Raw genomic sequence first — 15,373 nt, forward strand, 5'->3', positions numbered from 1 at the left:
GAACCCCGGACAATCCGCTCCCGGGGCCCCTCGGCGCGTACGACTGGGTCAGCAGCCGATGAGCCGGCCCGCCAGGTACGACTCCACCTGGTCCAGCGAGACCCGCTCCTGCTTCATCGTGTCGCGCTCGCGCACCGTCACCGCGTTGTCCTCGAGGGTGTCGAAGTCGACCGTGACGCAGAACGGCGTGCCGATCTCGTCCTGGCGGCGGTAGCGGCGGCCGATGGCGCCGGCGTCGTCGAACTCGATGTTCCAGTGCCGGCGCAGGTCCGAGGCCAGGCCCTTCGCCTTCGGCGACAGCTCGGGGTTGCGGGACAGCGGCAGCACGGCGACCTTCACCGGGGCCAGCCGCGGGTCGAAGCGCATCACGGTGCGCTTCTCCATCTTGCCCTTGGCGTTGGGCGCCTCGTCCTCGACGAACGCGTCGAGGAGGAAGGCCAGCATGGCGCGGTTGAGACCGGCCGCGGGCTCGATGACGTACGGGGTCCAGCGCTCACCGGCCTCCTGGTCGAAGTACGACAGGTCCTGGCCGGAGGCGGCGGAGTGCGCCTTGAGGTCGAAGTCGGTGCGGTTGGCGATGCCCTCCAGCTCCGAGAACTCGGTGCCGCCGAAGTTGAAGCGGTACTCGATGTCCACGGTGCGCTTGGCGTAGTGGGAGAGCTTCTCCTTCGGGTGCTCGAACCACCGCATGTTCTCGTCGCGCATGCCGAGGCCGCGGTACCAGTCCCAGCGCTGCTGCATCCAGTACTCGTGCCACTGCTCGTCCTCGCCCGGCTTGACGAAGAACTCCATCTCCATCTGCTCGAACTCGCGCGTGCGGAAGATGAAGTTGCCGGGTGTGATCTCGTTGCGGAAGGACTTGCCGGTCTGCGCGATGCCGAACGGCGGCTTCTTCCGGGAGGAGGTCTGCACCTGGGCGAAGTTGGTGAAGATGCCCTGCGCCGTCTCGGGCCGCAGGTACGCCACCGAGCCGGTGTCCTGCGTCGGGCCGAGGTGCGTGGAGAGCAGGCCGGAGAACTGCTTGGGCTCGGTGAACCCGCCCTTGTTGCCGCAGTGCGGGCAGTTGATGTCGGCGAGGCCGTTCGCCGGCAGCCTGCCGTGCTTCGCCTCGTACTCCTCCTCCAGGTGGTCCGCGCGGTAGCGCTTGTGGCAGGAGGTGCACTCGGTGAGCGGGTCGGTGAAGGTGGCGACGTGGCCGGAGGCCGTCCAGACCTCGGACGCGAGGATCACCGAGGAGTCGAGGCCCACCACGTCGTCGCGCGAGGTGACCATGGAGCGCCACCACTGACGCCTGATGTTCTCCTTGAGCTCCACACCCAGCGGACCGTAGTCCCAGGCGGCGCGCTGGCCGCCGTAGATCTCGCTGCACGGGTAGACGAAGCCACGGCGCTTGCTCAGGTTGACGATGGTGTCGATCTTGTCGGCGGCCACGGTGCTCTCTTCATTTACGACGGGTACGGAGCGGCCCCTCAGCCTACCGGCGGACGGGGGGCGGGCTACAAATCGAGTGGTCGGGGTCCGGTCGCCCCGCTCCGGCCTCCGACGGGGGGAGAACAGGGGCCTGCGGGCGGCAGGCCCTAGGGTGACCGCCATGGCTGCGGAGGCGGAGGACACGGGCGGCGGGGCTCCGGTGGGCGCGGTGTCCGGGGGCGCGCACCCGGCGCGGATGCCCGCGCGCGCCGTCACCGCCGGCTGCGGGGCCGCGCTGCTGGTCGCCGCCGCCCTGGTCGTCGCCGTCTTCAGCGCCCTGGGCACGATCGAGCTCCAGGACCGCGAGGCGTTCCCCGGTATCCACGACAACGTCGCACCGGTGGTGGTGATCATGCTGGGCGTGGCGGCGCTGCTGCTCGGCGCCGCCGCCGTCGTCGCCTGGCGGGGGCTGCGCACCGGCGGACGGGTCGCGGTGGCGCTGTTCGTCCTGCCCGTGCTGCTGCTCATCGGCTGGCGGGTGTACGCCGTGGCGCCGATGCTCCACTGCTGGGACCACCCGCGTATGGCGCAGCAGGACGACGGTTCGTACCGCTGCTACGACGGCTGAGGCGGGCCCGCCTGCCGAACCGTTACTCCGCCGTGGCGCAGTCCGCGCAGGTGCCGAAGATCTCCACCGTGTGGGCGACGTCCACGAAACCGTGCTGGGACGCGATCGACTCCGCCCAAGTCTCCACCGCCGGGCCGTCCACCTCGACCGCCTTGCCGCAGACGCGGCAGACCAGGTGGTGGTGGTGCTCGCCCGTGGAGCAGCGGCGGTACACCGACTCGCCCTCGGTCGTCCGCAGGACGTCGACGTCGCCGGACTCCGCCAGGGACTGCAGCGTGCGGTAGACCGTGGTCAGGCCGACGGACTCGCCCCGGTGCCTGAGCATGTCGTGGAGCTCCTGCGCGCTGCGGAACTCGTCCACCTCGTCCAGCGCCGCCGCCACCGCGGCCCGCTGCCGGGTGGAGCGCCCGCGTACGGGGGGACCTGCGGTCGTCACGCTTGCCTCCTGCTGGTCGCAGCCGTCGCCTCCGAGCGGCCATTGTGCCAGGCCCCCGGGTCCTCGGCGGAGGCCCGCGCCCGCTCGGCCCGTACGGCTCTGCGGGCCAGTGGCAGCGCGGCGACGGTCGCCACGGCGAACAGCGCGATCGCGATCAGCACGATGCTCGCGCCCGGCGGGACGTCCACGTAGAACGAGAAGACCGTCCCGGACAGCGTGGAGAGCACCGCGAACGCCATCGCCAGCGCCAGCGTCATCGCGAAGCCCCGGGTGGCCTGCTGGGCCGCCGCCACCGGGACCACCATCAGCGCGGACACCATGAGCAGGCCGACCACCCGCATCGCGACCGTGACGGTCACCGCGGCCGTGACGGCGAGCAGCAGGTTCAGCACCCGCACGGGGATGCCGGTGACCTTGGCGAACTCCTCGTCCTGGCTGATCGCGAAGAACTGCCGGCGCAGCCCCAGCATGGCCAGCAGGACGAAGGCGGAGAGGATCCCGATGGACAGCACGTCCGAGTCGCTGACCAGGGTGATCGCGCCGAAGAGATACGAGTTGAGGTTGGCGGTCGAGCCGCCCGGCGCCAGGTTGATGATCATGACACCGCCGGCCATGCCGCCGTAGAACAGCATCGCCAGCGCGATGTCCCCGCGCGTCTTGCCGTACGAGCGGATGAGCTCCATCACGATCGCGCCGGCGACGGCGACCAGCACGGCCATCCACACCGGCGAGGTGTTGAGGAGGAAGCCGAGCGCCACACCCGTGAGCGCGACGTGGCCGATGCCGTCGCCCATGATCGCCTGGCGGCGCTGGACGAGGTAGATGCCGACGGCCGGGGCCATGATGCCGACGAGCAGCGCGGCCAGCAGGGCACGCTGCATGAATTCGGGCTGCAGGAAGCTCATGTCAGTAGTCCGGTGGTCCAGTCGGCGTCGACGGCGACGGGCGCGGCGCCGTCGGGGTGCGGGTGGCAGGCGGGGTCGTGCAGGACGGCGGCCGACTCGGACCGCTCGTAGACGTGCTCGACGAGGCCGTCGCGCAGCAGCACCGAGCGGTCGATGAGGGACTGCAGCGGGCCCAGCTCGTGCAGTACGACCAGGACGGACACGCCCGTCGCGACCTGCTCGCGCAGCACGTCGGCGAGGACGCGCTGGCTGGCCAGGTCGACGCCGGCCAGCGGCTCGTCCATGATCAGGATCTCCGGTTCGGCCGCGAGGGCGCGGGCTATGAGGACCCGCTGGTGCTGGCCGCCGGAGAGGCGGTGCACGGAGTCCTTGGCCCGGTCCGCCAGGCCCACCTGCTCGATGGCCCGGTCGACCGCCGCCCGGTCGGCGCGCGCCAGCGGGCGCAGCCGGGAGCGGGAGAGCCGCCCGGAGGACACGACCTCGCGGACGGACGCCGGTACGCCGCCGGTGGCCGTGGAGCGCTGCGGGACGTAGCCGATCCGGCCCCAGTCGCGGAAGCGGTGCAGCGGCGTACCGAACAGCTCCACGCCGCCGCTGCTCAGCGGCACCTGGCCGACGATGGAGCGGACGGCGGTGGACTTGCCGGAGCCGTTCGCGCCGAGGAGCGCGACGACCTCGCCGCGCCCGACGGTGAGGTCGATCCCGCGCAGCACCGGCCGCGCGCCCAGCGCGGCGTGCGCGTTGCACAGGCATACGACCGGCGGCGGGCTGCCGGCGGCTTTCCCGGGCTGCGACATGGGGTGCGGCCTCTCTGTCGTTCTCTGACGTTCTGTGTCGTTCTCTGTCGTCGGTTACGCGGTGGCGCCGAGGGCCTTCTGCAGGGCCTGCAGGTTGGCCTCCTGGACGGCGAAGTAGTCGTCGCCCTTCGACTGGTCGGTGATGCCCTCGAGCGGGTCGAGGACGTCCGTCTTCAGGCCCAGGTCTCCGGCCAGGGTCTTGGCGGTCTTGTCGCTGACCAGGGTCTCGAAGAAGACGGTCCGCACGCCGTCGTGCTCGGCGACCTCGTGCAGCTGCTGGACGCGCTTGGCGCTGGGCTCGGACTCCGGGTCGAGGCCCTTGATGGCCTCCTGGACCAGTCCGTAGCGGTCGGCGAGGTAGCCGAAGGCGGCGTGGGTGGTGATGAAGGTGTCGGTCTTCTTGTTCGCCAGGCCGTCCTTGAACTTCTGGTCCAGGTCCCCGAGCCGGGCGGTGAGCTTGGCGGCGTTGGCCTTGTAGTCCGCGGCGTTCGCCGGGTCGGCCTTGGCGAGGGCGGCGCCGACGCCCTCGGCGACCTCGGCGTAGCGGACGGGGTCGATCCAGATGTGCGGGTCGAGGCCGTTCTCGTCGTCGTGGCCGTGGCCGTCGTCCGCGGCGTCCTCGGTGTGGTCGTGGCCGTCCTCGGTGGTGCCGGTCTTCTCGAGGGTGGTGAGGGTGCTCGCCTCGAGGACGTTCTCGACGCCGGACTGCTTGATCGCCTCGTCGACGGCGGGCTGGACGTTCTTGAGGTAGAGGATGAAGCCGCTCCCGGCCAGCTCCGCGGTCTGGCGCGGGGTGAGCTCGAGGTCGTGCGGCTCGGTGCCGGGCTTGGTGAGGGTGGTGACGTCGACGTGGTCGCCGCCGATCTGCTCGGCGAGGAACTCCATCGGGTAGAAGGACGCGGTCACCTTGAGCTTGCCGTCGCTGGTCGTCCCGGCGGCGTCGTTGCCGCAGGCGGTGAGCGTGAGGGCGGCGGCACCGGCGAGGGCGGTCAGGGGTATCAGACGGCGGAGCTTGTTCATGACACTCATTTTCATCATTAATGGAAACGGTTGTCAACTTCGCGCGGCAAACCTGTGGCCCCACGGGCCAGTATCGGCCGATATGCGCTGTTCGGCCCGCGGTATTCGCGTAGGCGCAGGTGCGGGCCTTCGTGTCCGCCCGCGGCCCGGGGTGGCGCCCACCGGCCGGAGGCGGGGCGTATCCGGGTGCGCAGGAACATCAGCCGCCCCTTTCGGCGTTCTCCTGGCACCGGACGCGCATCCCATCCGATAGGAGTGCCCATGAGCCCGCTGCGCCCTGCGGCCTTTGGTGCTGAACCGAGCGGCGAGCGACTCGAGCGCATCCGCCGGTCGCCGAACTACGACGAGCGGGCGGGTGCCTTCCGCAACCCCGTGCCCGCGAGCATCACCCCCACCGCGGGGGACGCCTCCCGATGGGACATGATCCGCAGGATGCTCGCCCGCGAGGGGCGCAAGCCGGCCGGCGAGATCCCCCTGCGCACGCCCGCGCTGCACGACCCCCCAGCCTCGGGGCTGCGCGTCACCTGGCTCGGCCACGCCACCGCCCTGGCGGAGATCGACGGCCGCCGGGTGCTCTTCGACCCGGTGTGGGGGCAGCGCTGCTCGCCGTTCGCCTTCGCGGGGCCGAAGCGCTTCCATCCGGTGCCGGTGCGGCTCGCCGACCTTGGTCCGCTGGACGCGGTGGTCATCTCGCACGACCACTACGACCACCTCGACATGCCCACGATCTGCGAACTCGCGTCCCTGGACGTCCACTTCGCCGTCCCCCTCGGCGTAGGGGCGCATCTGGAGCACTGGGGCGTCCCGGCCGGGCGGATCACGGAGCTCGACTGGCACGAGTCGGTCACCGTCGCGGACCTGACCCTGACGGCCACCCCCGCCCGCCACTTCTGCGGCCGGGGCATCCGCAACAAGCAGCAGACCCTCTGGGCGTCCTGGGTCGTCGCGGGCCCCCGGCACACGGTGTTCCACAGCGGGGACACCGGCTACTTCCCGGGTTTCGCGGAGATCGGCGCGCAGTACGGCCCGTTCGACACGGCGATGGTCCAGATCGGCGCGTACTCGGAGTTCTGGCCGGACATCCACATGACCCCGGAGGAGGGGGTACGGGCCCACCTCGACCTGCGCGGCGGCGTCCTGCTCCCCATCCACTGGGGCACGTTCAACCTCGCCCCGCACCGCTGGGAGGAGCCGGCGGAGCGCACCCTGGCGGCGGCGGTGGCGCACGACGTCCGCGTGGCCGTCCCGCGCCCGGGGGAGTCCTACGAGCCGGAGGCCGCCGCACTGCCCGCCGCACCCTGGTGGCGCGAGGTGGCCGCGGTGCCGAAGACCCCGGTGTCCGCCGTACGCCCCCAGCCGTCGGTGAAGACGGAACGGGCGTAGCAGCAGAAGGCGGAACGGGCGCGGCGAAGAGAGTCGAAGGAAAGAAGACTGCCGGAAGAAAGGAGCGGGCCCGGGATCCCCGGGCCCGCCTCCGTCACATCGGCTTGTCGTCGACCTTGATGTCGATGGGTACGTCGTCGCCGTCCGGCTTGCCCGCCGTGACCGTGAGCCCGATCTTCGAGCCGTCCTCGGCGGTGAGCGTGCAGCGGGTGGTCGCGCCCTCCTCCGCCTTCAGCTTGTCGGGGCAGTCGACGGACTTCGGCGCCTGGCCGACCTTCTCGGTCAGCGTGGTGGTCACCTTCTTCTCCAGGTCCTCGGTCCCCACCGACGAGGTGGTGCCCGCCTCGGCGCTGCAGGCCGCGAGGGCGCCGATGGCCACGGCGACGACGACGCCCGCCACGGTGTTCCGCATATAGCCGCCCATGAGTCCTCTCCCACGAAATGGACGCGTCACGCTATCAGACACCGGTTCCCCGCCCCGGGGGCCGGACGCGGCGCGGAGCAGGGCCGGGAGGGGTCATCCCAACTGCAGGGAACCGGCGGCCCGGTGTGACGCGTGTCCACTGTCGGGGCGCACGCATGTGCCCGTAACCGCGAAGTTGTAAAGTTCATGCCCGGCACCTGCCCGCTCGGGGGCAGGCCGCAGCGCGAGGGAGATTTGCCGTGGGCGCGGGGGACATTCCGGCACAGCAGATGCAGCTCAACCAGGCGGACGCCGGGGGCGGCGGCGGAGGCTCGGGCACCCTGGCCAGCTCCGCGGCCGACAAGAAGCGCGCCGCCGGCTACCTGGAGGGCACCCTGGTGCCCCAGACCCAGTCCGCCGGCCGGATGGCCGAGGGCGGCGGCCAGGTGCACCCGCCGATGATCGCGCCGGGCGCGAGCGGCCCGCCGTCGATCCTCGCCAAGCCGGACACGGGCCTGAAGGGGCTGTCCGCCTGGGGGACCGAGAAGGGCCTGTCGCAGGCGATGAGCGTCTGGCAGGGACAGGTGAACCGGCTGCTGACCCGGCTGGGCGGCGAGCACAACGCGCTGAGCGGCGCGAGCAACCTCTTCCAGGGCCAGGACGGCACCACCGGCGGCCAGCTCTACGGCGTGAACTCCGGCCAGCCGTTCAACAGCGGCCTCAACCAGCTCTGACCACGGGGGACGATCATGCCGCTGACGTACCAGGACGTCATGACCGCCGATCTGTCGCCGCTGGGCGACAGCGCCTCGGCGTGGCAGAAGATGGGCGAGCGCTTCGGTGAGCTGAAGGGCGATTACGAGCAGAACGTCGCGCGCTTCCTCTCCAACGGCAACTGGCGGGGCGAGGCGTTCAACGCGCACCAGACCAACACCCGTGCCACGGCCTTCGAGTACAGCGCCGCCCAGAGCGAGGCGCAGGCCGTCGCCGGGGTGCTGCGGCAGGCGCACACCGAACTGACCCGGCTGCAGAAGGCCGTGAAGGACACGGTCGCCGACGCCGAGTCGAACGACTTCAAGGTCGACGCGGCCGGCAAGGCCACGTACGTCGGCTTCGACAAGCTCTCCCCGCAGGAGCGCAGCGACGCCCAGCACGATCCGGACTACCCGCAGGTGCTGGCGCTGGCCCGGCAGCGGGAGCGGGAGTGGACCGAGGCGATCGCCAAGGGCGTGCAGCACGTCGACGAGTACGACCAGAGCGTGCAGCGGGCGCTGTCCGCCGCGACGACCGACTCCTCGATGGACGGCGGCGGCGTCGGCGGCTTCAACGCGGACGCCTCCGCCGACGTGGCGAAGGCCCAGGCACCGGTCACCAAGACCGACGCCGCGGACGACGGCGGCTGGCAGGCCGAGGGCAAGTCCGAGGCGAACGGACCCAACGCCGGCGCCGAGGCCAAGGGCCCCGACTGGGGCGCGGGCGACTTCGGCAGCGCCGAGGCGCACGCCAACCTCGGCGACGCGAGCGCGGAGGGCAAGCTCACCAACGGCCCGCTGGAGCTGGACGGCAAGGCCGAGGCGTACGCCGGTGCCAAGGCCGAGGCGGCGGCCAAGCTCAACCTCGACGGCCTGAACGCCGAGGCGAGCGCCTCCGTCGGCGCCGGCGCGTCCGCCGAGGGCAACGCCCGCGCCTACCACGTGGGCGTCACCGGCGGTGCGGAGGCGTTCGTCGGCGCCGAGGCCGGCGCCAGCGTCACGGCCGGCCAGGACGGCGTCGGCGTCAGCGCCGAGGCGTTCGCCGGCGCCAAGGGCAGCGTCTCGGGCGGCGGCGACATCGGCGGCATCGGCATCGGTGCGACCGCCGAGGGCTGGGCCGGACCGGGCGCCGAGGCCAACTTCGGCGTCACCCAGGACCCGCAGGGCAAGTGGCACATCGGCGGCAAGATGGGCGTCTCCCCGATCCTCGGCGGCGCGGTCGGCGTGGAGGTGACCTTCGACCCGAAGGAGTTCACCGATACGGTGAGCGATGTGGCTGGTGGGGTGAAGGATTTCGCCGGTGGCGTGAAGGACACCTTCACCAGCATTTTCTGACCCGACCGCGATACCCGGGGCGCGCGAGTCCCCCGGGGAAGGAGAGTTCCGGATGGCAGCAACCCTGCCGGTGCCCATCGAGTTCCGGCTGCCGGAGGGCTGGCGTACGGCGGATCCTGACGACATCGGTGCCCCCGGTGTCGCGTTCGTCGCGCTGCATCCCCAGCCGGACGCGGGATTCACCGCGAACATCACCATCGACGGCGAGTTCCGCCCCGACGGCGCCTCGCTGACCGACATCGCCGAGGAGTCCGTGCAGCGGATGCGCGGCGCCGCCGAGACGCTGACGGTGGCGGGGCGCCGGGAGGCGGGCTCCGCGAAGTCGCCCGGCCTGATCCAGCGGCTCGACTTCTCCGCCGTCGCCGGCGGGGTGCCCCGCGACCTCTCCCAGACCCAGGTCTATCTGACGGTCCAGGACGTGGTGGACCCGGCGAAGGCGGCGGTGATCCGGCTCACGCTGACCTCGACGGCGGCGCAGCACGAGACCGCGCTCAACGACTTCCAGGAGTTCGTGGCCACGGTCCGGCCGGACGCCGGGGCGGGCGCCTGACCCGTCGTACGGCCGCCGAGGGCTCCCGCCGGGCGTTGTCCCGGCCGCCGGTGACCGCATAGGTTGGGGCGATGGGAATCTTCGACAGACTGACCGGAACGAAGCGACCCGACAGCGATGTCGAACCGCGTCCCGCCGCCGACCTCCGCGCCGCGCTGCTGGCCCTCGACTCGCCGGACCTGCCCTGGCTGGTCCGGGACGGCGCCCCCGAGGACGCCGACCTGGTCGCCGAGTGGCGGATGGCGGAGCCGCGCTGGCAGGGCGTCTTCTACGACTCCCAGCTCACCCGCTCCTTCCGGATCCGGATGCGGCTGGTCCCGGAGGACAACGTGGTGCGCGCCCTGGACGAGCACTGGGAGGTCACGTGGGTCGAGGGCGTCCCCGTGCTCGGTGAGTACGGGCGCGGCCCCGCGCCCACCACGTCCGTGCACTGGACGGTGGGCGAGGGCGGGGCGACGGAGACCTTCCGCTTCGACAGCGGGGCGATGAAGGACCCGCTGCGCGACACGGTGCTGAAGTCGGGCTGGGCGTGGAAGGGCGTGCTCGGCAAGCTCTGAGCGGCCGGTGGAAGGGCGTGCTCGGCAAGCTCTGAGCGGCCGGTGGAAGGGCGTGCTCGGCAAGTTCTGAGCGGCCGGTGGAAGGCAGGCTCTGAGCCCGTCGGTCACCCTCCCGACGTGTCGGCCTCCGCGTCCGCCTCCAGGCGGGCGCACTCCCACGGGTCGTCCAGCCAGCCCTCCGGCAGCACCACCTTGTCCCGGCCCGCGGTCCGCCCCCGCGGGCCGTCGGCGCCGTGCTCCGGCCAGGGCTGGTCGAGGTCCATGCGGTCGAACAGGTCGTCCATCTCCGCCAGCGACGACGACACCGCGAGGCCCCGGCGCACCTCCGAGCCGACCGAGAAGCCCTTCAGATACCAGGCGACGTGCTTGCGGAAGTCGGTCACGCCGCGCGCCTCGTCGCCCATCCACTCGCCGAGCAGCTCGGCGTGGCGGCGCATGACGAGGGCGACCTCCTTCATCGAGGGCTTCGCGTACTCCGCGCGCCCCTCGAAGGCCGCCACCAGATCGCCGAACAGCCACGGCCGCCCGAGGCACCCGCGCCCCACGACGATCCCGTCGCAGCCGGTCTCCCGCACCATCCGCAGCGCGTCGTCCGCGCTCCAGATGTCGCCGTTGCCCAGCACCGGGATCTCCGGGACGTGCTCCTTCAGCCGCGCGATCGCCGACCAGTCCGCCGTACCGCCGTAGTGCTGGGCGGCCGTCCTGCCGTGCAGGGCGATCGCGGTGATGCCCTCCTCGACGGCGATCCGGCCCGCGTCGAGGTAGGTGAGGTGGTCGTCGTTGATGCCCTTGCGCATCTTCATCGTCACCGGGAGGCCGCCGGCGTTCGCGACGGCCTCGCGGAGGATGGAGCGCAGCAGGTTGCGCTTGTAGGGGAGGGCGGAGCCGCCGCCCTTGCGGGTGACCTTGGGTACGGGGCAGCCGAAGTTCAGGTCGATGTGGTCGGCCAGGCCCTCCTCGGCGATCATCCGCGCCGCCTTGCCCGTGTAGACCGGGTCCACGCCGTACAGCTGGATCGAGCGGGGCTTCTCGCTCGCGTCGAAGTGGACGAGCTGCATGGTCTTCTCGTTGCGCTCGACCAGCGCCCGGGTCGTGATCATCTCGCTGACGAAGAGGCCCTTGCCGCCGGAGAACTCCCGGCACAGCGTCCGGAACGGCGCGTTCGTGATCCCCGCCATGGGCGCGAGCACCACGGGCGGCCGCACGGTGTGCGGGCCGATCTGCAGCTGGGTCATCGGGGCGGTCCTCGGGGGTACGGGGGCGGGACGACCTCCCATTGTCACACGGCGGCCAGCGCCGGTGCCCGGACGATGTCGTACAGCCGCTCCAGCCGCACCCCGGTCTCCGCGTCCGCCGGGATGTACGTCGTGAGCCTCGGCCCTGTGCCGGGCTGCAGGAACAGATGGCGGAAGTCGAAGGTCAGCCGGCCGACGTCCGGGTTCAGGAAGCACTTCGAGCGGTTGTCGGGCTGCAGCACCTCGTGGCGGTCCCAGATCTCGCGGAATTCCGCCGAGGCGTCCTGCAGCCGCTTCAGCAGCGTCTTCCACGGCGGCTCGGTCAGATGCTCCGCCATCGACGCCCGGAACTTCGCCGCCATCAGCCGCACCATCTCGTCGCGGTCCGCCAGCCCCTCCTGCCACGCGGGATGGGTGAAGGCCAGCCACAGGATGTTGCGGTCCTGCGGCGGCAGGGCGTCCAGATCGCCGACCAGCCGACCGTAGGTGCGGTTGTACGACACGATGTCGTACCGCCCGTTCGTCACGCACGCCGGGAACGGCTCCAGCTGCCGCAGCATGCTCTGGATCTGCGGCGACACCCCCAGGCAGTTGTCCTGCGGCGTCGGGTCGGGCACCCCGGCGAGATGGAACAGGTGCGCCCGCTCGTCGCGGTCCATCATCAGCGCCCGCGCGATCGCGTCCGCCACCTGCGCCGAGATCTGGATGTCCCGCGCCTGCTCCAGCCACGTGTACCAGGTCACCCCCACCGCGGCGAGGGTCGCGACCTCCTCCCGGCGCAGCCCGGGCGTGCGCCGGCGGCGGCCGGCGGGCATGCCGACCTGCTCGGGCGAGATGCGCTCGCGGCGGCTGCGCAGGAAGGCGGCGAGTTCGCGGCGGGCGTCGGCGGAGGTGGTCATGCTTCCAGGGTGCCGCGTGCGGCAGCCCATTGCCAGGTGGTTCTTATACCTGGATAAACGCTCTCTGGTACCACCCTGGGAACGGGGCGATGGTGGACAGCGTGACAGACACAGCGAAGACCCTGACCGGCCGGGAACCGTCCCGCGCCACCGTCCTGCCCCGGGTGCGCCGGGCCGCGGAGGTCGCCCCGGGCCGTACCGCGGACGAGCACGGCACGCCGGGCCCCGCGGAGCACGGCGGGCTGAGCACGCTCGGGCTCGTCACCGTGCTGCTCGGCGCCGCGCTCCCCATGATCGACTTCTTTATCGTCAACGTCGCCCTCCCCACCATCCAGCGCGACCTCGCCGCCGGCGAGTCGATGACGGAGATGGTCGTCGCGGCGTACGGCATCGCGTACGCCGTCCTCCTCGTCCTCGGCGGCCGGCTCGGCGACACCTTCGGCCGCCGCCGGCTCTTCCTGTGGGGTCTGGTCGCCTTCGGCCTCACCTCGCTGGCCTGCGGTATCGCCCCCGACGCCGGCACGCTGGTCGCCGCCCGCGCCGCGCAGGGCGCCGCGTCCGCGCTGATGCTGCCGCAGGTGCTGGCCACCATCCACGCCGCGACCAGCGGCGAGCGGCGCGGCCGGGCGCTCGGCATGTACGGCGCCACCGGCGGTATCGCCAGCATCTCCGGCCAGCTGATCGGCGGCGTGCTGGTCACGGCCGACCTGTTCGGCACCGGCTGGCGCTCGATCTTCCTGGTGAACGTGCCCGTCGTGGCCGTGGCCCTGCTGCTCGCCCTGCGCACCGTCCCCGACACCCGCGCCGCCCAGCCCGCCCGCGGCGACCTCGCCGGCACGGTGCTGCTGGGCGCCACGCTGCTCGCGCTGCTGCTCCCCCTCACCGAGGGCCGGGCGGCCGGCTGGCCGCTGTGGTCCTGGCTGCTGCTGGCCGCGGCGCCGCTGCTGGGGTGGCTGTTCTACGCCGTGGAGCGCCGCGGCGAGACCACCGGGGGCAGCCCGCTGCTGCCGCCGTCGCTGCTGCGTGAGCCGGCGCTGCGGCGCGGACTGGCGCTCGGCATCCCGTTCTTCATCGGCTTCGGCGGCTTCATGTTCGTCATCGCCCTGTCCCTGCAGGAGGGGCTGGACCTCGGTCCGGTCGCCGCGGGGCTGGCGCTGGCGCCGATGTGCGCCACGTTCTTCGTCGGCTCGCTGACCGGCCCGAAGCTCATCCACCGGTTCGGCAGCCGGGTGCTGCTCGTGGGCCAGGCGATCCAGGCCGTCGGTATCGCGCTGATCGCCGTGACCGCGCTGTGGCGGTGGCCGGACCTCGGTCCGCTGGGGCTGGCGCCCGGTATGGCGGTCGCGGGCTTCGGGCAGGGGCTGCAGCTGCCGACGTACTTCCGGATCGTGCTCGGTGCCGTCCCCGCCTCGCGCGCCGGCGCGGGCAGCGGGCTCGCGGTGACCAACCAGCAGTCGTCGCTGGCGCTCGGCGTGGCCGTCGTCGGCTCGCTGTACCTGGCGCTGGTGCCGTCGCTGGGCGTGCGGGACGCGCTGCTGTGGGCGCTGGCGGCGCAGCTCGTCGGCATCGCCCTCACGTGCGCGGTGAGCCTGCGGCTGCCGCGGAAGGTGGCGTGAGCGGGTGACCCGGTAGGTGGCAGGGGCAACGAACGTCGGTAGGTTGGCCCGTATGAGCCCCAGGCGGAACAGCGTGAACAGGCCCGTAATCCTGGGCATCTGCTGCCTGAGCCTGCTCATCGTCAGCCTCGACACGACCGCGATCAACGTGGCCCTGCCCACCCTCCGCGAGGAGTTCGACGCCTCCGTCTCGGGTCTGCAGTGGGTGATCGACTCCTATGCGGTGGTGCTGGCGTCGCTGCTGATCCTGTCCGGCTCGACGGGTGACCGGGTGGGCCGGCGCCGCACCTTCCAGACGGGCCTGGCGCTCTTCACGGCCGCCTCCGTCCTGTGCAGTCTCGCCCCCGGGCTCGGCTGGCTGATCGCCTTCCGGGTGCTGCAGGCGGTCGGCGGCTCGATGCTCAACCCGGTGGCGATGTCCATCATCACGAACACGTTCACCGAACCGCGCGAGCGCGCCCGGGCCATCGGGGTGTGGGGCGGGGTCGTCGGCATCAGCATGGCGGCGGGCCCGCTGGTCGGCGGGCTGCTCGTCGAGTCGGTCGGCTGGCGGGCGATCTTCTGGATCAACGTGCCCGTCGGCCTGCTCGCGTTGCTCCTCACCGCGCGGTACGTGCCGGAGTCCCGCGCCCCGCACCCGCGCGGGGCCGACCCCGTGGGCCAGCTCCTCGTGATCGCGTTCCTGGGCGGACTGACGTTCACGATCATCGAGGTCCCCGGCCGGGGCGTGTCCTCGCCCCTGATCCTCGCCTCGGCGGCCGTCGCGCTCGGCGCCCTGGCGGTCCTCGTCCCGTACGAACTCCGCCGCCGCCAACCGCTGATCGACCCCCGCTTCTTCCGCAGCGCGCCGTTCAGCGGCGCGACGCTGATAGCGATCAGCGCGTTCGCGGCGCTGTCCGGGTTCCTCTTCCTCAACACCCTCTATCTGCAGGAGGTCCGCGGCTACTCGCCGCTGCAGGCCGGCCTGTGGATGCTCCCGATGGCGGCGACGACCTTCGTCTGCGCCCCGCTCTCCGGCCGCCTCGTCGGTGCGTACGGCCCGCGCCCGTCCCTGCTCATGGCGGGTCCGCTGATGGCCCTGTCGGGCCTGCTCTTCGCCGCGTTCCCGGTGGAGACCTCGACCCCCGGACTCCTCACCGCGTACGTCCTGTTCGGCCTCGGCTTCGGCCTGGTGAACGCCCCCATCACGAACACGGCCGTCTCGGGCATGCCCGACGCCCAGGCGGGCGTGGCGGCGGCCGTCGCCTCGACGAGCCGCCAGACGGGCAACGCGCTGGGCGTCGCGGTGATCGGCGCGGTGCTGGCCTCGGGCCTCGCCGCCTCGGGCTTCGTGGCGGCGTCCGGTCCGGCGTGGTGGATCGTCACCGGCTGCGGAGTGGCGGTGCTGGTCCTGGGCCTGGTGACGACGGGCCGCTGGGCGCGGGGCACGGCCGAGGCCGCGGCGTCC

Annotated in this window: 15 protein-coding genes and 1 pseudogene; 8 read left to right on the top strand and 8 right to left on the bottom strand. The window is 72.3% G+C overall.

Annotated features, from left to right (window positions below):
• Window positions 1–48 precede the first annotated feature (48 nt).
• On the bottom strand, window positions 49–1,431 hold the full coding sequence (locus AB0M28_RS09315) for a glycine--tRNA ligase (RefSeq protein ID WP_365400279.1): 1,383 nt from the start codon (window positions 1,429–1,431) through the stop codon (window positions 49–51).
• A gap of 160 nt (window positions 1,432–1,591) precedes the next feature.
• Between AB0M28_RS09315 and AB0M28_RS09320 the strand changes: the two genes are divergently transcribed.
• On the top strand, window positions 1,592–2,038 hold the full coding sequence (locus AB0M28_RS09320; protein ID WP_365400282.1) for a hypothetical protein: 447 nt from the start codon (window positions 1,592–1,594) through the stop codon (window positions 2,036–2,038).
• A 22-nt stretch (window positions 2,039–2,060) separates the two neighbouring features.
• On the opposite strand, the gene AB0M28_RS09325 is transcribed toward AB0M28_RS09320, so the two are convergent.
• From AB0M28_RS09325 to AB0M28_RS09340, 4 genes are read right to left on the bottom strand one after another with little or no spacing between them, the layout of a single operon-like run.
• A complete protein-coding gene (locus AB0M28_RS09325; RefSeq protein WP_365400285.1) occupies window positions 2,061–2,474 on the bottom strand; it encodes a Fur family transcriptional regulator in 414 nt (137 codons plus the stop codon).
• Entirely contained in the window at window positions 2,471–3,379 is a 909-nt protein-coding gene (locus AB0M28_RS09330; RefSeq protein ID WP_365400289.1) for a metal ABC transporter permease, read from the bottom strand. The genes AB0M28_RS09325 and AB0M28_RS09330 overlap by 4 nt, the downstream gene beginning before the upstream one ends.
• Entirely contained in the window at window positions 3,376–4,176 is an 801-nt protein-coding gene (locus AB0M28_RS09335) for a metal ABC transporter ATP-binding protein (protein WP_365400292.1), read from the bottom strand. Before AB0M28_RS09335 ends, AB0M28_RS09330 begins: the two co-directional genes overlap by 4 nt.
• A 54-nt stretch (window positions 4,177–4,230) precedes the next feature.
• The gene (locus tag AB0M28_RS09340) at window positions 4,231–5,196 is read right to left on the bottom strand and encodes a metal ABC transporter substrate-binding protein (RefSeq protein ID WP_365400295.1); all 966 of its coding nucleotides are present in this window, start codon (window positions 5,194–5,196) and stop codon (window positions 4,231–4,233) included.
• Window positions 5,197–5,457: 261 nt separating this feature from the next.
• Between AB0M28_RS09340 and AB0M28_RS09345 the strand changes: the two genes are divergently transcribed.
• Window positions 5,458–6,579, top strand: coding sequence for an MBL fold metallo-hydrolase (locus AB0M28_RS09345; RefSeq protein WP_365400298.1), 1,122 nt, complete (start codon window positions 5,458–5,460; stop codon window positions 6,577–6,579).
• A 94-nt stretch (window positions 6,580–6,673) separates the two neighbouring features.
• Here AB0M28_RS09345 and AB0M28_RS09350 read toward each other — a convergent pair whose 3' ends face one another.
• The gene (locus AB0M28_RS09350) at window positions 6,674–7,003 is read right to left on the bottom strand and encodes a DUF4333 domain-containing protein (RefSeq protein ID WP_365400301.1); all 330 of its coding nucleotides are present in this window, start codon (window positions 7,001–7,003) and stop codon (window positions 6,674–6,676) included.
• A 239-nt stretch (window positions 7,004–7,242) separates the two neighbouring features.
• Here AB0M28_RS09350 and AB0M28_RS09355 point away from each other — a divergent pair, with 239 nt between their 5' ends.
• The 4 genes from AB0M28_RS09355 (at window position 7,243) to AB0M28_RS09370 (ending at window position 10,176) form a co-directional block, all read left to right on the top strand.
• Complete coding sequence (locus tag AB0M28_RS09355; RefSeq protein ID WP_365400304.1) at window positions 7,243–7,716, top strand: hypothetical protein; 474 nt, start codon at window positions 7,243–7,245, stop codon at window positions 7,714–7,716.
• 15 nt (window positions 7,717–7,731) lie between these two features.
• Window positions 7,732–9,069, top strand: coding sequence for a hypothetical protein (locus tag AB0M28_RS09360; protein ID WP_365400307.1), 1,338 nt, complete (start codon window positions 7,732–7,734; stop codon window positions 9,067–9,069).
• 52 nt (window positions 9,070–9,121) lie between these two features.
• A complete protein-coding gene (locus tag AB0M28_RS09365; protein WP_365400309.1) occupies window positions 9,122–9,619 on the top strand; it encodes a hypothetical protein in 498 nt (165 codons plus the stop codon).
• A gap of 71 nt (window positions 9,620–9,690) precedes the next feature.
• Window positions 9,691–10,176, top strand: coding sequence for a hypothetical protein (locus AB0M28_RS09370; RefSeq protein ID WP_365400312.1), 486 nt, complete (start codon window positions 9,691–9,693; stop codon window positions 10,174–10,176).
• Between the two features lie 104 nt (window positions 10,177–10,280).
• Here AB0M28_RS09370 and dusB read toward each other — a convergent pair whose 3' ends face one another.
• Together dusB and AB0M28_RS09380 are read right to left on the bottom strand one after the other, a co-directional pair.
• Entirely contained in the window at window positions 10,281–11,411 is a 1,131-nt protein-coding gene (dusB, locus tag AB0M28_RS09375) for a tRNA dihydrouridine synthase DusB (protein ID WP_365400315.1), read from the bottom strand.
• A 44-nt stretch (window positions 11,412–11,455) separates the two neighbouring features.
• On the bottom strand, window positions 11,456–12,310 hold the full coding sequence (locus tag AB0M28_RS09380; protein WP_365400317.1) for a helix-turn-helix transcriptional regulator: 855 nt from the start codon (window positions 12,308–12,310) through the stop codon (window positions 11,456–11,458).
• A gap of 89 nt (window positions 12,311–12,399) precedes the next feature.
• Here AB0M28_RS09380 and AB0M28_RS09385 point away from each other — a divergent pair, with 89 nt between their 5' ends.
• Together AB0M28_RS09385 and AB0M28_RS09390 are read left to right on the top strand one after the other, a co-directional pair.
• Complete coding sequence (locus AB0M28_RS09385; protein ID WP_365400320.1) at window positions 12,400–13,926, top strand: MFS transporter; 1,527 nt, start codon at window positions 12,400–12,402, stop codon at window positions 13,924–13,926.
• Between the two features lie 52 nt (window positions 13,927–13,978).
• Window positions 13,979–15,361, top strand: a pseudogene (locus AB0M28_RS09390) (MFS transporter); the annotation flags it as partial.
• Between the last annotated feature and the right edge of the window lie 12 nt (window positions 15,362–15,373).

It is taken from the genome of Streptomyces sp. NPDC051940, assembly GCF_040680895.1.
In the GTDB taxonomy this organism is placed as follows: Bacteria; Actinomycetota; Actinomycetes; order Streptomycetales; family Streptomycetaceae; genus Streptomyces.

Coding starts and splice junctions, on each gene's coding strand:
- AB0M28_RS09320 (WP_365400282.1), top strand. CDS start 1,592: ATGGCTGCGGAGGCGGAGGACACGGGCGGCGGGGCTCCGGTGGGCGCG.
- AB0M28_RS09330 (WP_365400289.1), bottom strand. CDS start 3,379: ATGAGCTTCCTGCAGCCCGAATTCATGCAGCGTGCCCTGCTGGCCGCG.
- AB0M28_RS09335 (WP_365400292.1), bottom strand. CDS start 4,176: ATGTCGCAGCCCGGGAAAGCCGCCGGCAGCCCGCCGCCGGTCGTATGC.
- AB0M28_RS09340 (WP_365400295.1), bottom strand. CDS start 5,196: ATGAACAAGCTCCGCCGTCTGATACCCCTGACCGCCCTCGCCGGTGCC.
- AB0M28_RS09345 (WP_365400298.1), top strand. CDS start 5,458: ATGAGCCCGCTGCGCCCTGCGGCCTTTGGTGCTGAACCGAGCGGCGAG.
- AB0M28_RS09350 (WP_365400301.1), bottom strand. CDS start 7,003: ATGGGCGGCTATATGCGGAACACCGTGGCGGGCGTCGTCGTCGCCGTG.
- AB0M28_RS09360 (WP_365400307.1), top strand. CDS start 7,732: ATGCCGCTGACGTACCAGGACGTCATGACCGCCGATCTGTCGCCGCTG.
- AB0M28_RS09365 (WP_365400309.1), top strand. CDS start 9,122: ATGGCAGCAACCCTGCCGGTGCCCATCGAGTTCCGGCTGCCGGAGGGC.
- AB0M28_RS09370 (WP_365400312.1), top strand. CDS start 9,691: ATGGGAATCTTCGACAGACTGACCGGAACGAAGCGACCCGACAGCGAT.
- dusB (WP_365400315.1), bottom strand. CDS start 11,411: ATGACCCAGCTGCAGATCGGCCCGCACACCGTGCGGCCGCCCGTGGTG.
- AB0M28_RS09380 (WP_365400317.1), bottom strand. CDS start 12,310: ATGACCACCTCCGCCGACGCCCGCCGCGAACTCGCCGCCTTCCTGCGC.
- AB0M28_RS09385 (WP_365400320.1), top strand. CDS start 12,400: ATGGTGGACAGCGTGACAGACACAGCGAAGACCCTGACCGGCCGGGAA.